Source organism: Streptomyces sp. NPDC002156, from assembly GCF_053593675.1.
Genome location: NZ_JBSFDA010000005.1, coordinates 12,065 through 33,918, shown reverse-complemented (window position 1 = coordinate 33,918; position 21,854 = coordinate 12,065). Strand labels below are relative to the sequence as shown.

Annotated in this window: 19 protein-coding genes and 3 pseudogenes; 14 read left to right on the top strand and 8 right to left on the bottom strand. The window is 69.7% G+C overall.

Features of this window, described 5'->3' with window-relative positions; all coding sequences use genetic code 11:
* Positions 1-79: 79 nt before the first annotated feature.
* From ACWCRB_RS04020 to ACWCRB_RS03990, 7 genes are all read left to right on the top strand, one after another.
* Positions 80-1,045, top strand: a complete 966-nt coding sequence (locus ACWCRB_RS04020; protein ID WP_450994503.1) for a helix-turn-helix transcriptional regulator — start codon at positions 80-82, stop codon at positions 1,043-1,045.
* 121 nt (positions 1,046-1,166) lie between these two features.
* Positions 1,167-1,670 (top strand): hypothetical protein, encoded by a 504-nt coding sequence (locus tag ACWCRB_RS04015; protein WP_450994502.1) that lies wholly within the window; start codon positions 1,167-1,169, stop codon positions 1,668-1,670.
* Positions 1,671-1,912: 242 nt separating this feature from the next.
* The gene (locus ACWCRB_RS04010) at positions 1,913-2,800 is read left to right on the top strand and encodes a hypothetical protein (RefSeq protein ID WP_450994501.1); all 888 of its coding nucleotides are present in this window, start codon (positions 1,913-1,915) and stop codon (positions 2,798-2,800) included.
* 116 nt (positions 2,801-2,916) lie between these two features.
* The gene (locus ACWCRB_RS04005; protein WP_450994500.1) at positions 2,917-3,573 is read left to right on the top strand and encodes a DUF433 domain-containing protein; all 657 of its coding nucleotides are present in this window, start codon (positions 2,917-2,919) and stop codon (positions 3,571-3,573) included.
* Complete coding sequence (locus ACWCRB_RS04000) at positions 3,563-3,949, top strand: PIN-like domain-containing protein (RefSeq protein WP_450994499.1); 387 nt, start codon at positions 3,563-3,565, stop codon at positions 3,947-3,949. The genes ACWCRB_RS04005 and ACWCRB_RS04000 overlap by 11 nt, the downstream gene beginning before the upstream one ends.
* A 104-nt stretch (positions 3,950-4,053) precedes the next feature.
* On the top strand, positions 4,054-4,572 hold the full coding sequence (locus ACWCRB_RS03995) for a nucleotidyltransferase domain-containing protein (RefSeq protein WP_450994592.1): 519 nt from the start codon (positions 4,054-4,056) through the stop codon (positions 4,570-4,572).
* A 136-nt stretch (positions 4,573-4,708) separates the two neighbouring features.
* Complete coding sequence (locus ACWCRB_RS03990) at positions 4,709-6,247, top strand: oxidoreductase (RefSeq protein ID WP_450994498.1); 1,539 nt, start codon at positions 4,709-4,711, stop codon at positions 6,245-6,247.
* Here the strand turns inward: ACWCRB_RS03990 and ACWCRB_RS03985 are convergent.
* From ACWCRB_RS03985 to ACWCRB_RS03975, 3 genes and pseudogenes are all read right to left on the bottom strand, one after another.
* Positions 6,244-6,561 (bottom strand): annotated as a pseudogene (locus ACWCRB_RS03985) (transposase); the annotation flags it as partial. The gene ACWCRB_RS03990 and the pseudogene ACWCRB_RS03985 sit on opposite strands and share 4 nt — an antisense overlap.
* A 52-nt stretch (positions 6,562-6,613) precedes the next feature.
* The gene (locus tag ACWCRB_RS03980) at positions 6,614-7,204 is read right to left on the bottom strand and encodes an exonuclease domain-containing protein (protein WP_450994497.1); all 591 of its coding nucleotides are present in this window, start codon (positions 7,202-7,204) and stop codon (positions 6,614-6,616) included.
* A 782-nt stretch (positions 7,205-7,986) separates the two neighbouring features.
* Positions 7,987-9,201, bottom strand: a complete 1,215-nt coding sequence (locus tag ACWCRB_RS03975) for a helix-turn-helix domain-containing protein (protein WP_450994591.1) — start codon at positions 9,199-9,201, stop codon at positions 7,987-7,989.
* A 95-nt stretch (positions 9,202-9,296) separates the two neighbouring features.
* On the opposite strand from ACWCRB_RS03975, the pseudogene ACWCRB_RS03970 reads away from it, so the two are divergent.
* Positions 9,297-9,689: pseudogene (locus tag ACWCRB_RS03970) on the top strand (GNAT family N-acetyltransferase); the annotation flags it as partial.
* Positions 9,690-9,716: 27 nt separating this feature from the next.
* On the opposite strand, the gene ACWCRB_RS03965 reads toward ACWCRB_RS03970, so the two are convergent.
* From ACWCRB_RS03965 to ACWCRB_RS03955, 3 genes and pseudogenes are all read right to left on the bottom strand, one after another.
* The gene (locus ACWCRB_RS03965; protein WP_450994496.1) at positions 9,717-10,355 is read right to left on the bottom strand and encodes a nucleotidyltransferase domain-containing protein; all 639 of its coding nucleotides are present in this window, start codon (positions 10,353-10,355) and stop codon (positions 9,717-9,719) included.
* A 175-nt stretch (positions 10,356-10,530) separates the two neighbouring features.
* Complete coding sequence (locus ACWCRB_RS03960) at positions 10,531-11,016, bottom strand: hypothetical protein (RefSeq protein ID WP_450994495.1); 486 nt, start codon at positions 11,014-11,016, stop codon at positions 10,531-10,533.
* A 49-nt stretch (positions 11,017-11,065) separates the two neighbouring features.
* Positions 11,066-11,730 (bottom strand): annotated as a pseudogene (locus ACWCRB_RS03955) (nitroreductase).
* A 115-nt stretch (positions 11,731-11,845) separates the two neighbouring features.
* Between ACWCRB_RS03955 and ACWCRB_RS03950 the strand changes: the two are divergent.
* Positions 11,846-12,247: a RidA family protein gene (locus ACWCRB_RS03950; protein WP_450994494.1), complete on the top strand. Its 402-nt coding sequence runs from the start codon at positions 11,846-11,848 to the stop codon at positions 12,245-12,247.
* Positions 12,248-12,279: 32 nt separating this feature from the next.
* On the opposite strand, the gene ACWCRB_RS03945 is transcribed toward ACWCRB_RS03950, so the two are convergent.
* A complete protein-coding gene (locus tag ACWCRB_RS03945; protein ID WP_450994493.1) occupies positions 12,280-13,089 on the bottom strand; it encodes an SDR family oxidoreductase in 810 nt (269 codons plus the stop codon).
* Between the two features lie 186 nt (positions 13,090-13,275).
* On the opposite strand from ACWCRB_RS03945, the gene ACWCRB_RS03940 reads away from it, so the two are divergent.
* Entirely contained in the window at positions 13,276-14,271 is a 996-nt protein-coding gene (locus tag ACWCRB_RS03940; protein WP_450994492.1) for an ArsR/SmtB family transcription factor, read from the top strand.
* Positions 14,272-14,398: 127 nt separating this feature from the next.
* Positions 14,399-14,599 (top strand): hypothetical protein, encoded by a 201-nt coding sequence (locus ACWCRB_RS03935; RefSeq protein ID WP_450994491.1) that lies wholly within the window; start codon positions 14,399-14,401, stop codon positions 14,597-14,599.
* A gap of 103 nt (positions 14,600-14,702) precedes the next feature.
* On the opposite strand, the gene ACWCRB_RS03930 is transcribed toward ACWCRB_RS03935, so the two are convergent.
* The gene (locus ACWCRB_RS03930) at positions 14,703-15,473 is read right to left on the bottom strand and encodes a sugar isomerase domain-containing protein (RefSeq protein WP_450994490.1); all 771 of its coding nucleotides are present in this window, start codon (positions 15,471-15,473) and stop codon (positions 14,703-14,705) included.
* A 235-nt stretch (positions 15,474-15,708) separates the two neighbouring features.
* On the opposite strand from ACWCRB_RS03930, the gene ACWCRB_RS03925 reads away from it, so the two are divergent.
* From ACWCRB_RS03925 to ACWCRB_RS03915, 3 genes are all read left to right on the top strand, one after another.
* The gene (locus ACWCRB_RS03925) at positions 15,709-16,593 is read left to right on the top strand and encodes a MurR/RpiR family transcriptional regulator (protein WP_450994590.1); all 885 of its coding nucleotides are present in this window, start codon (positions 15,709-15,711) and stop codon (positions 16,591-16,593) included.
* A gap of 196 nt (positions 16,594-16,789) precedes the next feature.
* Positions 16,790-21,055 carry a glycoside hydrolase family 38 N-terminal domain-containing protein gene (locus tag ACWCRB_RS03920; RefSeq protein ID WP_450994489.1) on the top strand — a complete coding sequence of 1,422 codons (4,266 nt, stop codon included), beginning with the start codon at positions 16,790-16,792 and terminating at the stop codon, positions 21,053-21,055.
* Positions 21,052-21,759, top strand: coding sequence for a peptidyl-prolyl cis-trans isomerase (locus ACWCRB_RS03915; RefSeq protein ID WP_450994488.1), 708 nt, complete (start codon positions 21,052-21,054; stop codon positions 21,757-21,759). Before ACWCRB_RS03920 ends, ACWCRB_RS03915 begins: the two co-directional genes overlap by 4 nt.
* The last annotated feature ends 95 nt before the right edge of the window (positions 21,760-21,854 follow it).

The window sequence follows — 21,854 nt, the reverse complement described above, 5'->3', positions numbered from 1 at the left end:
CGCAGGTGGTAGGTACGCATCCACCAGCCTGACCGGGATATGCGCCGCATCGTGTCGCAATTCCTGGAAAAATTGGTGTGTGACCCCGGATCGCTTCTTCAGCCTGATGCTGCTCCTCGAATCGAGGGATGCCGTGACCACACAGGAACTTGCCTCAGCGCTCGGGGTGTCGCTTCGAACCATCACCCGAGACCTGAACTGGCTCCGCGACGCCGGTCTGCCGGTGACCGCACACCGGGGCCGCCTCGGAGGCGTGACCATGCTGCCCGGGTCCGGGCTCGACCTCACGCGACTCACACCGGGCGAGCGTGATCATCTGTCGCTCACCGGGCTGGACGAGAAGCAACGTGCGGAGTTCGACGCATCGGCCGAAAGCCGGCGCGCGCTCTCCAAGATCGCCGCTGCACAGCCACGTCGAGTTCATGAGCTCCTGCCGCTCACCGACGTCGTGCACGTGGACAGCCGTCCCTGGCGTCAGGCACGAGCTTCCGGCACGACTCCGGCTTCGCTGATCGGCGCGGTGCGGCGAGGTCGCCGGCTACGGATCGAGTACGACAGCCCACGCGAGTCACGCCCACGCGACCTGGTCGTGGATCCCTACGGGCTGTTCGCCAAGGCCGGCATCTGGTACCTCGTCGCCGACTGTGCCCGAGTGCCACGGATGTACCGACTCGAACGGATCACGACGTGCAAAGAAGTCGACCAGCCACGACGGATCCGCGAGAGCCAGACCCTGGCCACCGTCGCCGCAGCGCTCATTGACCAGTGGGAGCACAACCACGCGATAGAGGTCAGCGCCACCATCGACCAGACCCAGATCGAGCGAGCGCAACGGATCTTCGGCCAACGACTCGTCCCGGACGACCAGGAAGAATCCGCCACCGGCCGCAAGGTGACGATCCGCTTCCTGCATCTGGAGGACGTGCGAGCACTACTGCCGTTCGGGAACGCCATCACTGTGCACGGCCCCACCGAAGCCAGGGCTCACCTCCGCGACCTCGCCACCAAACTTGCCCACCACTATGCGCGGTCACCAACGCCCTGACCCACAACGACTAGAGTCGCAGTCTTCGGTCGGCGGAAGCCTCCTGGAGTCCCCCGACGAGGTTCAGTGCGACTGCCACTGGGGCAGTGCGGAAGAGCTCGCGCTGCTGAAGATCCCGGACGTGGAACTCGACCCGGACCTGCTGCACCGCACCTGGCATGCCTTCGACTGGAAGGACTACGGCGCGGTACTGCGCCGCATCCTGCCCCAGTTCGCCAGAGCGCTGACAGCCGGCCTCGTGGAGCCGTACCTCATCGACGAGGTCGGACGTTCCTTCTCGCAGGGCGACTGGCACCGGTGGCCCGTGCGCCAGAGCACGGCGGTGGAGGAGTTCCTGCACGCCTGGTGGGCGCACAGCCTCACCGATCCGGCCCCCGTCGTCCCCGTGCACGAACTCCTCGGACTGTGCGCCGAGGCCTCGGGCACCATCAGCCCCTGGCTCACGGTCTGGGAGACACTCGATCACCCGGTGGCCGACCGGCACTTGGCGGAGGCGGCTGCCCACTGGGAGTACGACCTACTGGGAGACGAACTTCCCTGGCGGATGTGGGAGGACGACAACGCGGACGACATGCGCACCGAGCTGACGGCCTGGCTGGTCCGCCATGCTCCCGCGATGGGCTAGCCGGGTCCTTGTCAGCCGGGATTCGGACGACAACAGCCCAACCCCCCTATAGGACTTGGGGTAAAGAACCACCCCCCTCCTCCTACCGCCCGTTCACACGTTCACCCTCAGGAGTGACTCGGTTGCGGCGAGTGGGTGCGGAGAGTTACGTTCCCGGAAACAACCTCACAAAGACGACGGCCCCCGCCAGGACGGCAATCCTGAACGAGGGCCTGACCGCTCAGGAAGAGATCACCTTCCCAATGGCTGACACGCAGTCTAACGCGCCCTCGTGCGCCAACGCCGGTGCACCGAACGCGCTGAACACACCGACCTACGGTGTGATTCACGTACGCACCCGCCTCACCGCCGACTTCACGGTGATCTCCAACGCCCTCGCCCAGCGGCGCGGCAGCGCGGTCACGATCGGCGTCGCGGCCTACATCCTCTCCGTCCCCGACGGCGCCCGCGTCAGCATCACCGCCCTCTGCGCCCACTTCGACGAGGGCGAGATCCTGATCTCGCGTGCACTACGGGAGTTGGAGGCGGCGGGGTATCCGGAACGGCGGCGGGTGCGGGGGCCGAACGGCAAGGTACGTACGCAGACGTTCTTCTACGACGTACCGCGTGCCGCAGGTGAGAGGCCGCCCCTTCCACCCCCTCCGCCGCCGCAGCAGTCCGCGCCCGCCGAGAGCAGCGGCACGCCACCGGATGCACCTGCGGCTGAAGCAGCCGAGGCGGCTGCGGAGGCAGCAGCGGCACCTCACCCGCTCGACCTCGACGAAGCCGACCCGCAGGCCGTCGTCATCCTCGCCTCGCTCCGTATCGTCGACCGCAGGCTGGTCCTGTCCCGCAGCGAGGTCGCCGAGTTGGCCCCGGCGGTTGGTGAGTGGCTCGCGCAGGGTCTCCGGCCCGAGGAGACCACCGGGGCGCTCACCACCGGCCTCCCCGCCCACTTCCGGGCCCGCCCGGCACGCATACTGGCGTTCCGCCTGCGCGAAACTCCGCTCCCGGCACCGCCGAGCGCCCGGCCAGCGGTCACATCCTTGCCGCCCACCCTCCCTTGGCAGACCTGCGACGGCTGCGAACGGGCGTTCCGGGCGGCGGGGCCTTCGGCGTGCAGGGATTGCAGGGTGGTGGAGGCGGCTTGATGGCTTGGGGGACCGGTACCAGGGCACGGCGCGTCACGGAGGTGAACCGTCATGGCGCACAGCCGACGATTCGGGTGTGCAAGCATGCTGAACCTCGGATCAACGGGAGGAGGATCATGGTTGACCGATTCAATGACGGGCTTCTGACGCCCACGGAGACGGCCTCCCACCTGGAGGTCCCACTGTCGACGCTGACCAGCTGGCTCAAGGGAACAGCGGCCGGCGCGCCGCTCGTCCACCGCGTCGAGCCGGTCCGCAACGGGCAGCCCTCGGTCCCTTTCATCGCCGTGGCGGAGGCCCACGTACTACGTTCCCTGCGCTCGCTCGGCCTGCGGATGAGTGAGATCCGGGAGGCCGCCGCGGCCGTACGGAAGGCATTCGACACCCCCTACGGTCTGGTCTCGAAGCGCATCGCGACGGACGGGGTGGACATCTTCGTCGAGCACGGTTTCGGAGATCTGAGGCGTGCCCGCGACGGCCAGGCCCCCATCCACGAGGTGGTGGCCGGCTACCTCCGTTACCTGACTTGGGAAGGCGAGGACGACTACCCGGCGAGCCTGCGGCTGAAGCAGTACGGGGAATCGGTTCCTGTCGTCATCGACCCGCGGTTCGGACACGGCCTGCCCGTCATCGCCGCGAACCGCGTCACCGTCAAGGCCGTCACAGACCTCTGGGAGGCCGGTGAGAGCGTCGAGGACATCGCATACGAGTACGAGATGACGCCCGAGCAAGTGGATTCGCTCTGCCACGCAGTGGTGCGCCTTGCCGCCTGAGTTCTTCCTCGACCGGAACCTGGGACGCCGCGTCGCGGAGGAACTGAGGCAGCGTGGCTGGGCGGTGCACCGCATCGTCGACGTCTTCCCGTCGGACGCGCAGGACATTCCCGACGAGGAGTGGATCTCGTACGGACTCGACCGGTCATGGGTTCCGCTGTCGAAGGACGGCCGTATCAAGACACGGGACCTGGAGATCCAACCTGTCCTCGAGCGCTCCGCCGTGCTCTTCTACCTCGACAACCAGCAACTCCGCAGCCTGGAAATGGTGGAGCGGCTCGACACACATCGCAGTGCGATCCTCCGGGCCGTCGAGAAGGGCGGACCCGCCGCGTACGCCGTACGGTTCGGCGGCCTCGACCGGACCTGGCCTTGACGGGGCTGTCGGCCGCGCCGGAAGACTCCCTAGTGGATTGTCCAGAGCGTTGACCAGGTAAATCCCCCGGCGTCCTCCGGCTCCATGGCGATACTGGCGTGGTGATGATGGATGCTGCCAACGCGCTGGCTGTGATCAGGGCTCTGGAGACACAGGGTGTGGAGGTGTGGCTCGGGGACGGTGGCTGGGGAGTTGATGCCCTTCTCGGCGAGCAGACACGTCCGCACAAGGATGTCGATCTGATTGTCCGGGTCGACCAGGCTGAGGCCGCAGTCCAGGCTCTGCGGTGCGTGGGCTTCGCCGTTGCGGAGGGTCGTCTTTCGTCGTGTTTCGTCCTGCGTGATCAGGAGGGAAGGAGCGTCGATGTCCATCCCGTCGTGTTCGACGGCGAGGGCAACGGCGACTACACGATGGAGAACGGCGAGGTGTGGGTCTACGAGGCTGCCTGGTTCGGTGGGACCGGGACCCTTCAGCGTGAGCCGGTGCGGTGCCTGACCGCGCAGGGGCAGGTGCGGTGCCACACCGGATACGAACTCGATGACGAGGATTGCCGGGACATGGCGGCCTTGCACGAGCGGTTCGGCGTGGACCTCCTGCCCGAACAGCGGTACCCGGTGCGGTAGGGAGGGCTCACACCGCTGCGGAGTATTCGGCCCTTGCACGGCGCCAGCAGACTTGGATCTCCTAGCAGAAATGGACCTCCTCCGGTTCGCGCGGTGAGGCAAGGGGAGCGAGAAGGAAGGTCACTACGCTGCCCGCGTGATCTCATACGCCGAGTTGACGCCGCCCGAGCGTGCGCTGTGGGACGCGTTCCCCGAGGGGCGCCGCGTGGACCTGCACACCGGGAGGCCTGAGGACGACCGAGTCGCCGGAGGCGGGCAGTGGGGTGCCGAGCGCACGGTCCGGGGCGCCGTGATCGTGGCGCTCCTGCTGGGCGCGAACGCCGCGCAGCCCGGCGCCGTCGCATGCCTCAGGCTCGCCGGGGCGCGGATATCGGGGCACCTGAGTCTGGCCGGTGCGCAGATCGAGCACGCCCTCTGGATCGAGGAGTGCTGGTTCGAGGAGGCGGTGGACCTGCTCGGAGCGTCGACTCGGACGGTCGTCATGACGGACTGCAGGGTGCCGGGCGTCGAGGCCGACTCGGCCCGTATCGAGGGCAACCTCGACCTACGGCGCTCCGTCGTGGAAAGCCTCGCTTCCTCTCCCTTCAACAACGTCAGCACCGCCCTGTCGCTCAGTGACGCCCGGGTGGCCGGCGGCATGCTCCTGAACGGAGCCCGCATCAGCGCGCCCGGAGGATTGGCCATGGCCGCCGGTGGTCTGGTCATGGAAGGGGGCGTCTACTGCAACCGCGGTTTCGTCGCGCGAGGAGAGGTCCGGCTGGTGGGAGCGCAGCTGCCGCGCGGTCTGTACATGCGGGGCTCACGCCTGGAAGACCCTGGACCGCGCGGAGTGGCGCTCGCCCTGAACAACGCCGTGGTCTCACGACTCGACTTCTCCGACGGATTCACCGCGAACGGGACCGTGCAGTTGCGGCGTACCCAGGTCTTGGACCGCATGGGCTTCGAAGGAGGCGTCCTGAACGGGCCACCCGACGGTGACGGCCCGGCCCTGGTCTGCAGGCTCATGCAGGCCGTCGATGTCGACCTCACCCTCGCCCGGCCGCCGTCGGGCGCGGTGGATCTGCGTGGCGCGCAGGTGTCCTACCTCTACGACAGCGCGCAGAGCTGGCCGGACGTGGTGGAGCTGGAGGGCTTCGTCTATGGCTCCATCAAGGAGGTGGAGTCCGGTGAGCGGAGGGACTCCGCGGACCGCCGTGTGGCGTGGATTCGGCGCAGTCCGGGCTATGGCCCGCAACCGTACGAGCAGTTGGCGAGTTGGTACCGGACGATCGGCCACGACGACGACGCCCGCCGGGTCCTCCTGGCAAAACAGCGGCACCGGCGCCGCGCCCTGTCCTGGCCCGCGCGTGCCTGGGGCCACCTGCTCGACGCGACCGTTGGCTACGGCTACCGCCCCTGGCTGGCCGGCGTCTGGCTCCTCGCGCTGACCCTGTTGGGCACCCTGGTCTTCGACGCGCACGGGCCCACGCCCGTGAAGCCGGGCGAAGGCGCTCCGTTCCAGCCCCTTGTCTACACGCTCGACCTCTTGATCCCCATTGGTGGCCTGGGCCAGCGCACCGCCTGGTACTGGACGGACGGCGGCCCTCAATGGCTGGCCTACGTGCTGATCGCCTCGGGGTGGGTGCTGACGACCGCCGTCGTCGCGGGTGTCACCCGCGCCCTGCAGAAGAATTAGCGGGTGAGTGCGCATCCCACAGCGAGGAAGGCTTCGTGGATGTCGTCGCGTATCCCCCAGCGGACCCGCAGGCGGCGGAACCGGTGCAGGTGGGCGAACGCGCGCTCCACGACCCAGCGTTGGGTGCCCAGACCCGAGCCATGTTCGGTGCCGCGGCGGGCGATCAGCGGCTTCACGCCGAGATCCCACACCAGCCGACGGTACGTGTCGTGGTCGTAGCCGCGGTCGCCCAGTACCGCATCCGACCGACGCCGGGGCCGGCCGCGCCTGCCCCGCACAGGCGGTACCGCCTGAAGAAGTGGGATCGGCTGGGTGGGCTTCAGAGACGACGGATCAATTACCCAACCGACCAATCGAGACGAGCCACTAGACGACCGCGTCCGTGACCGGCCACGCCCCGCGCCCCACCAGATCAAGAACGAGCGCGGCGATGTTCCACGCGTCGTCCTCACCCCGGTGATGGCGTCCCTCCAGCGGCAGTCCGGCGATCTGGAGGGCCTGGCTCATGCCGGGTTTCCTGCGTAGTCCGTAGGCCTCGGTGAATACGGCCTTGGCGTTGGTGTGGGTGCGTTCCGTCGGATAACCGAACGGGTAGGCCACCCCGTCGGCCTGGCTCTGCCGGGCGAACTGCCTGCGGTCGTACTCGCCCCAGCTCGCCCAGGGGCGCTCCCCGGCCCCGTACTCCTCGACGAGGACCCGGCACGCTTCGGCGAAGCTGACGCCCCGGTCCACCTCGGCCTGTGTCAGGCCGGTCAGCTCGGTGCAGAAGCCGCTCACCCTCGACCGGACGGGCCGGACCAGAACCCGGTGCCGGGACACCCGGCGCCGTGCCGTCACGTCCACGACGGTGAGCCCGATCTCGATGATCTCGTTCACGGAACCGGGCGGCGGCTGCCCGTCCCAGCAGGTGGCTTCCACGTCGATGACGTTCAGGAGGGCGGCGGATTCGGGGCGCATGGGCCGAGGGTAGGGACGGGGGCCAGGCTCCAGCACCCGAATTTTTGCTGGGACGTCCTCTACGGGGCCACGGCCCGCACGCTCAACGTCCCGATGTGGCTGGACCTCGCGGTGATCTGTCCAAGGGGTCTCGAACCTGTCGCGGCGCGGCAGAACCTCACCATCGGATCGGCTCCGCGTCTCCCCCCGCGCACGTCGGACACCGAACGCGAAACGTGTACGCGCAACCCGCGCACCCGTCGAAGCCACAGCAGCGCGGACACCAGATCTCGCGCCAGCCCGCGCACGCGGCGCAGTAACCCGGTAGCCGGTTCAGGAATTCGACAAGGTTCGGCTTCCCCGGATCGTTGCCGCGGCGACCTGCCCGAGTCGCGAGCGCCCCTTTCGCGTGCGGCTTCCCGTTGGCCCACCAGGGCACCGCACACGTCGCACCCTGCGACGCCCACGGGCTCAAGGGCGGGTGTGTGCAGGACCGGGATGCCGAGCGAAGTCTTCTGTCCGCTCATGACCCGGCCATACGGCGAAGACCCGCTTCGACTCGGTGTATCAGGGGGCGAGTTGGAGGAGCGAACTCCCGTGGGACGCACTCAGGCACAAGGAGCCAGAAGGTGCCCTTGTGCTCGGAACCGACTAACTCGGCACGGGCAACCGCCTCGCGCGCTTCAGCCGCGTTGTGTCGACTCTGCCTGATCATCGTTCGCCCCTCAGACTCGCTGACTGGGGCGATGATTCCGCCGGAGCACGTGCGACGAGAGGGACGCCATGTCCCCCTTTTTGCGGCCTTAGCCTGCCACCCCGAGGAACTCGGCAAGCTTCCGCAGACCCGGCGGACGGTAAGGACCGGCCGACAGATCCGTCACGATGGCCACGGCCAGCGTGTGGTGTCGCATCCATGCAGGGGCGATCCGGCGAAGCCGTTCGAGGGCCTTCACCGCCCCCTCGGCGTCCCCGAGGTCGGTGTGTGCCCGAGCGACGTCCAGGAGAAGCCACGTACGCCACGAGGGCGGAGTGTCCGCCCTCAGCCGCATCCCCTTGGCCAGGCTCAGGGCTTCGTCGGGGCGGCCGTGCTGCACAGCCAGACGGACGCGCTCGATCCGCACCGACGACCGGCTGAAGACGCTCACCATCTTCCCGTCGACCGGCGGGGGCAGCAGCGCCAACCGGCTGGTCGCGTCCTCGGCCGTCCGCATCATGTCCGAGGCCTTGTCGTAGTCGCCGCTGCGGGCCGCGCTGGTGGCCGCCGACATGACCAGCCCGCCCCACACACGTACGCCCTCGGCCGTCGAGCTGTTCTCGTGCTCCACGCGATCAGCCGCGTACACGGCGGCGCGTTCGGCGTCCCCCAGCCGGTTCTGGCGTTGGTAGTTCCACGCCACGGAGTTGGTCACCATCCCTCCCAGGAGGGGATCCGAGGAGGCGTCGGCCGCGTTCATGGCCCGTTCGAGGGCGGACAGGGCGAGATCGGTCTTCCCCATGCGGATGGCAAGATGGCCGGCCAGTTGAAGGGACTTCCCCAACGCGGCCTGGCCCTCGGCCCGTTGGTCGCCGGTGCCCACGGCCGTCGCGAACCGTGCATCGTTGACGATGCCCGGCAGAACCTCCATCAGGGCCGCGAACTCGGCATCGTGGTAGAGAGTCCACGCGGCGGCGATCTCCTTGCGGAGAAGGGGAAGTGTCAGCTTCTCGACGCCGGACGGCTCCGGCGGAGGAGCGAACATCGGGGGCATGATCGCGCGACGCAACGCGACCAGCTGAGGCGGATCGGCCTCCCCGTTCGAGGGCACTCCGGGTGGGTCGCCCAGAAGGCTGGTCAGCTCGACCCCGAGGCCGCCCGACAGAGCGTGAAGCGTGGGCAGCGACGCGGAGTGCCGTTGCCGCTGTTCCAGTTTCTTCACCGTGTCGACGGACAGGTTCGACTTCTCCGCCAGGCCCTCTTGCGTCAGACCGGCCACGCGGCGAAGCCGCTTCAACCGGTCCCCCAAGTGCTCTGCCATGATTTCGAGGGTACTGCTCTGATCAAGCCACCGCAGGTGCGTGAACGAGCACGGTCGGTCGTCGTTCCGCCGCACAGAATCGATGAGAGTGAAACCGCGTGACGGCGACATACGCATGGCACAGCGACTTCGACAACGCCTCCCTCAACGCCCTGCACGCCGAAGGCTTCGGCGGACCAGTCGGCAACATCGACTGGCGCACCCGGCTGCAACGCCACAGCCTCGGCTGGGTCTGCGCCTGGGACGGCGACTCCCTCGTCGGGTTCGTCAACGTCGCCTGGGACGGGGGAGTTCACGCCTTCGTCCTGGACACCGTCGTGGCCCAGCGGTATCGCTCCCAAGGCATCGGCGCCACTCTCATCGCCACCGCCGCGCAGCACTCCCGTACCGCCAAGTGCGAGTGGCTGCACGTGGACTTCGAGGGGCACCTGCGCTCCTTCTACTTCGAGGCCTGCGGTTTCCGGCCGACCGATGCCGGTCTGATCCCCCTGTGGACCGGCCCACCCCCGCCCAGCTCCTCATCCCGCCAGCTCCGCCAGCCATGGATGCCCGGGGTGGACGAGCTGCAGCCACTCGCTCAGGGCATCCCGCCGCGGCGGGCCCAACAGAGGGAGCGCCCCGACGAAGTCCGCCTGGTCCTTGGGTCGTGGCGCCTTGGCCTTGAACAGCAGCACCAACTCCGGTACCAGATACGGGATCCCGTCTGCCGTTCGCTCGATGATCCTTTCGTACGGCAGCCGCAGCCTCTCGTCCCGCCGACAGGTCCATGTCCCGCCCTCGTGCGGCTCGCGGAAGACGTCGAGCAGGAACCGCCCGCTCGCCGGATCCCGCAGCCACGTCTGGTGCGTGGCCGCCAGCGCCTCGGCTCCCGCCCCCGGCCAGACCCGCCCCGAACCCACAGCGTCAAACACGCACTCGGGGAAGCGGCGCCGGATCTCCGGGAAGCCCGCCGCAGGCACGGCGATCTCCAAGTCGCCGTGCGGCCGCGATTGTTGCCCGCGGAACAGATCCAGCGCCCACCCCGCCGCGACGCACCAGGGCGCACCGACCCCACCCAACCGCTCCGCGACTTGTTCCGGACGCCATGCGTCCGCCCAGCGGGCTGCCAGTTCGTCCGCATCGAGCACAGTGCCGCCGGGCGGCAGGGGTCGGGTCATCGGCACAACCTAGTGCCGCGGCCTGACCGGGGTGTGGCCTTTCGCAGGCACCCGGAGCCAGTCCGCCACCGTCCTCATGCGAAGCCACCTGAGCGGTGAGGGACACAGCAGCCGGGCAGAAGCGAACGTTCAACCGTGCAGGCTTCGGACCAACCACGAAGCACGATTCGGCGCGTCACTGCTCGTCAAGGGACACCTGCCGGGCAAGGAACTCCTCGAACGCCGCCTTCTGCTTCGGGTCCATGAAGCCCTGGCGGACATTGCGGGCCGTCTCCTGGAGCCAGTGCGCCTCGTCGGGGTCCAGTAGCTCGGCGACCACCACGCCGTTGCGAGCGACCGCCGTACGCCCTCCCGCGCGACGACGAAAGAGCGTGAACGCGCCGAATTCCGCCGGGTGGGCAAGCTCCGGCTCCTCCGCCACAGCCCGGTTCTCGTCCCCGATCTCGTCCTCGACGCCAGCTCTCGCGTAGGCGGTGGGGGCCCAGTGTTCCCAGAGCGCCAGCGTGGCTGCGGGCACCAGCACCGCGCGTTCCGCCTCTTCCCGCCCCTCCCACATGAACGTGACAGTGACAGGCTCGCCAACCGCCTCGGCCAGCCCCAGCACCCTCTCCACCTCATCGTTGATCGGGTAACTCGTCACTACGTCGATCTGAATGCCCATGGGGTCCGAGGCTACTGAGCCGTCCTGTCGATCTCGACCGCCCAGCGGCTCACACCCCGATGAAGCTGACTGTCTCCGTCATGTCCGCCCGGCCGGTACGCAGCGGTGGCGCGCCTCCTTCTCGAACCCCACCGAGACACCACAGAGCAGCACGAGCCCGTCATCGGCTCCGACTGCCTGCCTGACCGTCTCGTGGTACATGGTCCACATGACCTGGGGGCAGCTGTGCAACCCTTCCGCCCTCAGCAGCAGCATGACCGTCTGCAAGTACATCCCCGCGTCAGCCCACTGTCCGGGTCCCATGCTCCGGTCGAGATAGCAGAACAGGACGACCGGCGCCCCGAACGCCTCCGAGTTCAAGGCGGCGATCTTCATGGGTCTGTCGGGGTCGTCCCGCTCGATTCCCAGGGCTTCGTACCGCTGGGCGGCCGCGGCGGAAAAACGGTCCAGATACGGCGAGTTCAGTTCGGCCGGGTACATCGGATACTCCCGGTCATCACCGGGGTCTCCCGCCAGTGCCCTGGCCGTGGTGCGCCCCTTCAGGCTGTCCAGGGGCCCGCCGGTCACGACGAACACATGCCACGGCTGGAGGTTCCCGCTCGACGGAGCGCGCGTCGCCGCGGTCAGCACTCGTTCGAGTCTCTCCTTCGGCACCGGCTCATCGCTGAACGCCCGCACAGCCCGGCGGCTGTCCACGGCCTCATACACATCCACGTCCTCGCGTCCTCGCGTCCTCGCGTCCTCTCACGGGATCACCGCCATATACCGTTGCCTCGTCGCCTGTTGTACGTGGAGGTCACCCGTGTCGGACGAGTCGAAAGAGCCGGCAATGGCCGTGCTCACCCACATTCCGCCGGACGGGGTCGCCCCGGGGAACGGCTACAGCCATGTGGTGGTGGGCGAGGGCCGGCTGGTCGTCATCTCCGGGCAGGTCGCACTGGACGAGCAGGGCAACCTGGTCGGGGAGGGCGACGCCACCGCCCAGGCCCGACAGGTCTTCGAGAACCTGCGGCGCTGCCTGGCGGCGGCCGGCGCGACATTCGCCGACGTCGCCAAGTTCACCTTCTACGTCACCGACGTGGCCGTCCTGCCGGACGTACGGATCGCCCGCGACGCGCACATCGACACCGCGCGCCCGCCTGCCAGTACGGCCGTACAGGTCGCCGCCCTGTACCGGCCGGAACTCATGCTGGAGGTGGAAGCCCTCGCCATCATCCGGAACCCGAACTGAACTGACCGCACACCGGCGCGCCCGTCCCAGGTCTACCCGAGCCCCCCATTGCTCTTCAGCAACTGACCGTTGACCCACTCCCCCTCCCCGGAGCACAGGAAGTCGACCAGGCGGGCCGTGTCCTCCGGAGTGCCCAGGCGGCCCCGTGGGGTGTAGCGGATGGCGTTCATCCTGTCCTCCTCCGTCATCCAACCCGTGTCCACCGGGCCAGGGTTGATGACGTTCGCCGTCACGCCCAGGTGGGAGAGCTCGTGGGCCGCCGCCAAGGTGATGCGGTCCAGGGCCCCCTTGCTCGCCCCGTACGGCAGGTTGCCCACCGTGTGGTCGCTGGTGAGGGCGATGATCCGGCCCGTTCCCGGGGGAGCCGTGAAGCGGCGGCCGAACTCCCGGATCAGCAGCCAGGTCGCGCGGGCGTTGACGGCGAAGTGGCGGTCGAAGCTCTCCAGGGTCGTGTCGAGCAGGCCCGAGTCGACCGACTCGCAGTGGCACATCACCAGCGCCGTGACACCCGTACCGCCGCCGCCCATTCTGCGCTCGACCTCGTCGAAGACCTGCGCCGGGGCCGAAGGATCCGCGAGGTCCGCCTCTGTCGCCGTGCTCGCGGCGCCGAGCGCGGTCAGCGACGCGGTGATCTCCTCCGTCGCGCCCGGCTCGGTGCCCCAGGACATGCGTGCGTCGTACGGGGTCCAGTACGTGAAGGCGATGTCCCAGCCCGACTCCGCCAGCCGGCGGGCGATCCCGGCACCGATACCCACGGTGCGGCCCACCCCGGTGACCAGGGCCAGCGGACGGGCAGGGCCGGCGGGGCGGGCAGGGTGGGCTTCCTCGGCGGGTGTCTTCACGGTCCGGGATCGTCCAGGACCGGCGTTCGCTCAGCAACCCCTTTTCCCGTCACCGGCGTTCGCTCAGCAACCGGTTTTCCCGTCACCGGCGTTGGCCCTTATGCCGTTCACCCTCGGCGACAGGCATTCTGGCGGTGAGCATGCCCGTGCCCGCCGGCCCGATGAGCGACCACCGTCGGAGATCCCATGCTGCGAGTGCACTTCACCACCGACGACATCGCACGCGTCCGTCTCGCCACCGCACCCGACCCGCTCTGGGAGGTCACCAACAGCTTCCAGGTCCTGATCACCAGAGAGGCTCCGCTCGCGTTCGGCGAGTGGCGGCGACTGGTCCTGCCTCGGTTGCCCACGGCCGGTCGGCTGCTGGGCGGGCTGTTACCTGCGCGCGGCTACTCCCCCGACTTCCTCACGCCCGACCTGGGCGGCCGTTCCGACCTGGCCAGTGCCGTCGACGCCGTGCTCAGCACACCCCGGGCCGGCCTGCGCGGTGACCTCGCCCGGCTCGCCGCGTCCCCGGAGCGCATACGGCCGTTGCCCGCCGGCACCCGTGCACTCGCCGAGGGCGATCCCGACGCGTTGCGCCGCCTCGGCGACGCGCTGCATGCCTACCACCGCCAGACCCTCGCCCCCTTCTGGCCGACCGTCCGCGCCCAGGTCGACGCCGACCTCGCCCTGCGCACCCGGGCCGTGCTGGCGGGCGGCGCCGACGGGCTGCTGCGGAGTTTCTGGCCCGTGCTGCGCTGGCAGCCGCCGGTGTTGGAGGCCGACTATCCGGTCGACCGTGAACTGCTGCTCGGCGGGCGGGGGTTGGCACTGCAACCGTCCTTCTTTTGTTGCCGCAGGCCCGTCACACTCGCCGTCCCGCCGGTCGGTCCGGCCCCGGTTCTCGTCTATCCGATACGGCACACCCTCGCCCTCGCCCGGGTCCGGGGGCCGAACCTCGGACCCCTCATCGGTCACACCCGGGCCGCCATCCTGGAGGACGTCGTGACCGGCCGTACGACGAGAGAACTCGCGCGTCGCATCGGCATCTCCGAAGCCGCCACGAGCTATCACACCGCCGTCCTGCGCCGGGCCGGGCTGCTGCTCAGCGAGCGGCACGGCAAGTACGTACTGCACACCGCCACACCCACCGGACTCGCCCTCCTCGGCAACCCGCTCGACACACCGTTCGACGTCTAGAGCGTTCGTCCAGGGCCTTCGTCCACGGACTTCGTTTAGAGCACGGTTTCAACGTGTGGCGTCGGCCCGGAAACGGCCGCCAGACTCGAACCATCAACGGGGAACGGGGAACACGGAGGTACCACCCATGATCCGCAGGAAACTCGCGACCGTCATCACCGCAGGCGCACTCGCGTTCGGCGCCCTGCTCGCCGGGATCGGCACCGCGTCCGCAGCCACCTCGGCAGGCACCGGCCACCACGAGAGCGGTCAGCACGACAACGGCATCGAGCTGACCGGCCACCACGACAGCGGCATCGAGGTGAACGGGCACGTCGACGGGGGCTGACCCCTCTCGTACGACGGCAGGAAGCGACGTGGGACGGGCGGGACCCGGCAGGCACTCCGGGTCCCGCCCGTCCCACGTCCACACGCCCCGCTGCACGCCCGTCTCAGCTAGCCGGCCGCCGAATCCTGTCCCCGTAATGCCGCTCCAGCCCCAAGTTCCCCTCGAACCCCCCGGGTACGTTCGCCGACACGTACACCGGCGGCCGCACCCCCGCCCCGATCAGCACCGCCGCCGTCTCCGCGACCGCCATCTGCACCAGCATCACGCCGGTCAGCGTGGACAGCGCGCACACCGCGCCGCCGCCCGGCAACTCCAGCAGCGCGTCGCCCGTGGGGGCCGCGTTGTCCAGCACCACGTCCGCGATGTCCGCCAGCTTCTTGCCGCTGCTGTGGCCCGCCGGGACCGTGCGGGTGTGGGTGAGGGACGTGATCGCGAGGATCTTGTGGCCGCGTTCCTTCGCGCGCAGGGCCATCTCAACGATGACGTTGTTGACACCCGAGTTGGAGATGATCACGAACAGGTCGGACGGCTGCGGGGCGGCCAGGTCGTACAGGCGCTCCGCGATGCCCGGCTTGCGTTCCAGCAGGGGGTCGTCGAGGGCGCTCGGGTCGTCGCCGCCGTACAGGACGAGGTCGGCCATCGACAGGCGGTTGGTGGGGACGAGGCCGCCCGCTCTGCCCGCCAGTTCCAGGACGAGGGCCTGGGAGTGGCCCGTACCGAAGGCCTGGATCACGCCGTCCGCGCGGATGCAGTCCGCGATCAGTTCGGCGGCTCGGGACACCGACTCCCGGACCGGTTCCGACCCGGTGATGCGGTCGAGCACGGCCCGGCTCTCACGCACGAAGCCCTGGGCACTGACGGACTCGACGGACACTCGGTACTCCCCACCGGTGGATGAAACCACCCGCTCTAGCTCTATCGGTGAATCAATAAATCACAGTGTACGGGCCGCGAGCAACGGTCGGAGACCCCAGGACCGCCGCAGGCAGCCTTCCTGGTCCTGGAATTCAAACTGCCCAATAGACGGTGGCTGATACATTCGTCGTCACTACCAGTACAGCACCGAGGAGATCGGGTACCCCATGGAACGGACCGGCTCCGGCAACGGGATGCCCCCGACCGACGTCACCACCCTCATCCGTACGGAACTGCCGCGCCTCGCCGGCTCCCTGCGGAAGGTGGGTGAGCTGATCCTCGAGGACCCCGCCGCCGTCACCCACTGCTCGGCCGCCGAGCTGGGCCGCCGTACCGGCACCTCGCAGGCCACGGTCACCCGGTTCTGCCGTGCCATCGGCCTCGACTCCTACCAGCATCTGCTCATCGAGCTGGCCCAGGAACGCGGGCGCGGCGAGGTCTCCGACTGGGGCACCGCCGAGATCGGGCCCGACATCTCCCCTGATGACAGCCTTGAGCGGGTCGTCCAGGTCGTCGGCAGCGCCGATCTGCGGGCCATCCAGCAGACCATCGACCGGATGGACCTCGACTCCATCGAGCGTGCCGGGCAGGCAGTCGCCCGCGCCCGGCGCATCGACGTGTACGGCGTCGGCGGCAGCGGCGCGGTCGCCCAGGAGACCGAGACGCGGCTCTTCCGCATCGGCTGCCAGGTGCGCGGCTGGACCGAGGTGCACGCAGCGCTGACCTCCGCCGCCCTCCTCACCCCCGCCGACGTCGCCATCGGCATCTCGCACTCCGGCTCCACCCGCGAGGCCATCGAGCCCTTCGAACTGGCCAAGCAGCGCGGCGCCACCACCGTCGCCATCACCGCCGACCCGAAGTCCCCGCTGGCCCGCGCCGCCGACGTACGGCTGATCTCGTCCTCCTCGGAGACCAGCTTCCGCACCGAGAGCATCGGCGCCCGGCACTCGGTGCTCGTCCTCATCGACTGCCTGTACGTCCGGGTCGCCCAGCTCTCCTACCAGCGCGCCAGCGCCTCCCTCGCCCTCACCGACCACATCGCCAGGGAGCACGCGGTGAAGACCCGCCGTACCCGCTGAGCAACCGGCAATCAGCCGGCAAGCACACAAATGCCGCCCCGGGAGACATCTCCCCGAGGGCGGCTTTTGCATGGATGAACCACCAAGGAAACTCGAAGATGGTTGTTTGAACCATCGGAACGGTGCCACGATGGGCCCCACCACTTCGCGTGCCCCGTTGTTCCCCCGTTTCCCTCGTAGGCCTCGTAGGAGACCCATGCGCGTCACCTCAGTCGAGTCGACCGAGCTGTTCGTCGGCAGCGCCGAGCATCCGCGTCAGGTGGTGACCGCCGAGATCGGCCACACCGCCGGCCGCACGGTCCGCCTCACCGCCGACGGCCCCGGCGTCCGCTCCGACGGGGAAATCCGCTCGACCGTCGGTGACGACGGCACCCTCCGCGCCGAGATACCCGTGCTCTGCGACCTGCCTCCCGGCGAGCGCACCCACGTCACGGTCACCGCCGAGGACACCGAGGACCCCGAGCAGCAGGCATCCCTCACCGGCGCCCTCCTCGTCGCCGAGCCCGGCTGGACGATGTTCATGGTCAGCCACTTCCACTACGACCCCGTCTGGTGGAACACCCAGGCCGCCTACACCGAGACCTGGGACGTCGCCGACGACCCGGCCACCTCCGGCCTCCCCGCCCGCACCTTCGACTCCCGCGGCCAGTCCGGCATGAGCCTCGTCCGCGCGCACATCGATCTCGCACGACGCGACCCCGCGTACACCTTCGTGCTCGCCGAGGTCGACTACCTGAAGCCCTACTGGGACGCGTTCCCCGAGGAGCGCGCCTTCCTGCGGCAGCTGCTGCGCACCGGGCGCGTCGAGATCATGGGCGGGACGTACAACGAGCCCAACACCAACCTCACGGGCGCCGAGGCGACCGTACGCAACGCGCTGTACGGCGACGGCTTCCAGCGCGGGATTCTCGGCGCCGACCCGCACACCGCCTGGCAGCTCGACGCCTTCGGCCACGACCCCCAGTTCCCGGGGCTCATGGCCGACGCGGGGTTGTCGTCCAGCTCCTGGGCGCGTGGGCCCTTCCACCAGTGGGGGCCCACCCTGAACGTCTTCGGCGAGCCGCCCCGCGACCCCCAACGGATGCAGTTCCAGGCCGAGTTCGACTGGATCGCCCCCTCCGGACGCGGCCTCCTCACCGCCTACATGGTCAATCACTACGGCGCCGGCTGGGCCATCGACAACGCGCCCACGCTCCCGGAGGCGGAGGCCGCGGCGCTCAAGCTCTTCACCGGGCTGAAGAAGGTCGCGCTCACCCGCAATGTGCTGCTGCCCGTCGGCGGCGACTACGCGCCGCCCTGCCGCTGGGTCATGGCCATCCACCGCGACTGGAACGAGCGGTACGTCTGGCCGCGCTTCGTCTCCGCGATCCCCCGCGACTTCTTCGCCGCCGTACGCTCCGAACTCGACGCCGAAGGGCGCAGGGCCTCGCCGCAGACCCGGGACATGAACCCGATCTACACCGGCAAGGACGTCTCGTACATCGACACCAAGCAGGCCCAGCGGTACGGCGAGACACTCCTCGCCGACGCCGAGGCCTGGGCGACACTCGCCTCCCTCCTCACCGGGCGCGCCTATCCCGACGCGGCGCTCGACAAGGCCTGGCGGCAACTCGTCTACGGCGCCCACCACGACGCGATCACCGGATCCGAGTCCGACCAGGTCTACATCGACCTGCTGACGGGCTGGCGCGAGCTGTACGACCTCGCCGAGTCCGTGCACGCCGACGCCACCCAGGCCCTCGCCGACCGCATCACCCCGCTGCCGGGCGGCGGCCCCGACCTCGTCGTCCTCAACTCCGCGACCTGGCAACGCCGGGACACCCTCACGACCGACCTCCCCGACGGACTGGTCCCCGTCGACGAGACAACAGGCCTGCCGCTGCCCGCAGTTCGGGAGTCGGACGGTCAACTGCGGGTGGTGGTACCGGAGGTGCCGGGGCTGGGCCTCAAGGCACTTCCCCTCGCCGAGGGAACGGTCGCCGACTGGACCCCCGGGGAGGGTCTGGTCATCCGCAACGAGTTCTACGAGGTGACGGTCGACCCGTCGCGTGGCGGCGGCGTCAGCAGCCTTCGCCAACTAGCGGACGGCGGACGGGAGTTGCTCCGCGCCGGTGACATCGGCAACGAGCTGGTCGTACAGGAGGAGTATTCGAGGCACCCGCGCTTCGGCGAGGGGCCCTGGCACCTCACGCCGACGGGCACGACGGCCGCCCGCAGTGGAGACGTGACGGCTGCGGTGAAGGTGGAGCACTCGGCGGCGGGGTCGCGCATCACGGTCACCGCACCGCTCGGTGAACTCCTCACCTACACCCAGCAGTTGACCCTGTGGAAGGGCATCGACCGGCTGGACCTGACCACGACCATCGACGGGTACGACGGTTCCGACCGCCTCATCCGGGTCCGCTGGCCGTCGAACGTCCAGGGCGGGCTGCCCGTGCACGAGGTGGCCGACGCGGTCATCGGGCGCGGGTTCGGGTTCGTGGAGGTGGACAGCAAGGAGTTCCCCTGGACGCTGGACAATCCGGCCAACAACTGGTTCGGGCTGGGGAGCACGGCCCGGGTGGCGGTGCACAGTGACTCCGGCGCGCTGCTCGGCCAACGGGCCATCGGTGTCGCCGAGTTGATCTATCCGTCCTGGGCCGAGGCGGGCGAACTCGGTGCCGAACTCGCCGCCGCGCTCGTACGCGTGGGCGTCACGGCCACCTCGACGATCGCGGGCGGTCAGCGCTACGGCGACCTCGAAGTCGACTCCAACCTCCCCGACATCCGGATCGCCGTCGGCGCTCCCGAACGCAACTCCGTGGTCGCCGAGGCCCTCGCGATGGACCCGGCCGCCGGACGCGAACTCCGGCGCCAGCTCGCCGAGTCGGGCATCGCGTCGGTGTGGGTCGCACCGCGAGCGGGGCTGCGCGAGGAATGGATACCGGGGGCCGACCTCCGCGACCTGGAGCGGCTGCCGCTGCTCGTGGTGGCGGGCAGCGGTCCGGAGGACGACGCCAAGGCGGTGGACGCGCTGATCGCCGACCTCGGCGACGCCGTCGTGCAGGCCACGGCGGCGGGTGGCGGCGAGGCGCTGCCGCCGGGCGACACCTGGGACGGCACCGGCTTCGCCGTCCTCAACCGGGGCACGCCCGGCTGCGTGGTCACCCCGTCCGGCGACCTCTACATGTCCCTGATGCGCTCCTGCACCGGCTGGCCGTCGGGCATCTGGGTCGACCCGCCGCGCCGCACGACCCCCGACGGTTCGGCCTTCCAGCTCCAACGCTGGTCTCACACCTTCGAGTACGCCGTCCTGGGCGGCACGGGCGACTGGCGCGAGCTGCGCCTGCCGCAGGCGGGACACGCGTACAACCACCCGCTGCGGGCACGGCTCCGGGAACGATCACCGGAGGACGGCAGCGCCCTGCCGCGCACCATCACCCTGTTGAGCCTCGAACCCGCCGGTGAGGTGCTGCTCGACGCGCTCAAGCCGGCCGGTTCGCCCCTGGCGCGCGGGAGCGTGGCGCCCGCCGACCCTGGGCGCGGTGTCGTCGTACGGATGCACGAGGTCAACGGCAGGCCGACGGCGGCCCGGATACGCGGCCCGCTGCCGTGGACGGACGGCGCCCGTACGGACGTACTGGAGCGGCCCGGAGAGCCGCTGCCCCCGGCCCCGGACGGCGGCCTCGGCACCCACCTGACCGGCTTCGAGGTGGCGACGGTACTCGCAACTCCCGCTGGGGCGGCGGCTGTTGACCCGAGCGCCGGTGTGGCCGCGCAAGAGCCCGCCCAGCCCGTCCACACCCGCTACTGGCTGCACAACTCCGGCCCGGCGCCACGCGGCAACCTACCCGTGGCCGTGTACCTCTCCCCGACCACCCTGACCGCCTCGGGGCCGGTCACGGCGACGGTCCGCGTCAGCTCCGAGCTGACGGACGCGCCCGTCTCAGGCACACTCACCCTCGGCGTCCCGCCCGGCTGGTCCGCCGAACCGGCCGAGCTGCCGTACGCCCTCGGCCCCGCCGGCTTCACCCTCACCGAAGTCACGGTGACCCCGCCCCCGGACGCGCCGCCGGGCCGCCACTGGCTCACGGCACGCCTGCCGTACGGCGGCCAGGTGTACGAGGACACCGTGGCCCTGGACGTGCCGGACGGCCATACCGGCCCAACTCTGGTGACAGAGCTGGGGGTTGACCGGGTCGTGGTGCGGCACGGAGAGCGCGTACGAGTCCCGGTGAGCCTGCGCAACACCACCCTCGGGGAGATCAACGGCACCCTGTGGGCCGTGTCCTCGTGGGGGACGTGGGCGGGGGTCGGACCCGGGGTCCAGGGGTTCGCCGTACCGGCCGGGGAGTCGGTGGAGTACGGGATCGAGGTCGACGGGGCCGCGCTGACACCGGGTTCGTACTGGCTGCTGGCGAAGGCCGGCTGGCACGGGTGCGTGGCGTACACGGAGGCCGTGGTGCTGGAGGTGACCCCGTGAACCATCACGAGCACGAGCATCCACCGGAGGGCGCCTGCGCCCTCGTAGGCGGCGATCCGATACCCCGGGAGGAGGTGGAGGCGGTACTGGCAGCAGTACCGGCACGGGATGGCAGGCGCCCAGGTGACGCGCCCCTTCAGGGGCGCGGGGAACTGCGCGACAAGCCCCCACCGGCCGCAAGCCGAAACACGACCCCCTCCGCGGAACGACAACGCCGCCGCTGGGCAACACAGGTGGTCGTGGCGGACGTACTGGCAAGACGCGCGTGCGCGGAACGAGGCTTGCCCCCACCCGACACTCCACGAACCCTGGGCCCCGTGCCGGAGGCGGCCGTAGCCGGCCTGGGCAGCATCGTCGCCGTGACTCTCGCGTACTCCCCCGCCGCCCGAACCCTCCTCACCCACCTCGAAGCACACCAGAACATCCCCGAGAGGGCGGTGTGGGAGTACTACGAGCACAACCGGGACCGCTTCCTCACAGCGGACGCGCTCCGCGCCGGCGTAGACCCGTTCCGCGCCGCGACGGACACGGACTTCCTCCCGTACGAGCACGTAAAGGCAGGAATCGAGGGCGAGTTGAGGCAGGCCGCAGGCCGGCGTGCCTTCTTCTCGTGGCTCGATCTGGCGCGCGCGGACGTGGTGTACGCACCCGGCCACGAGCACCCCGGGGACCCGTCCCACCCGGACCACGAACACCGCCACTGAAGCGGCGCGCACCGGTTCCGGAACACAAAAGCAACACGGCACCCCATTGACCTCCGATGAATTCTGGTCCACCTTTTCATCAATCGGAGTCAAAG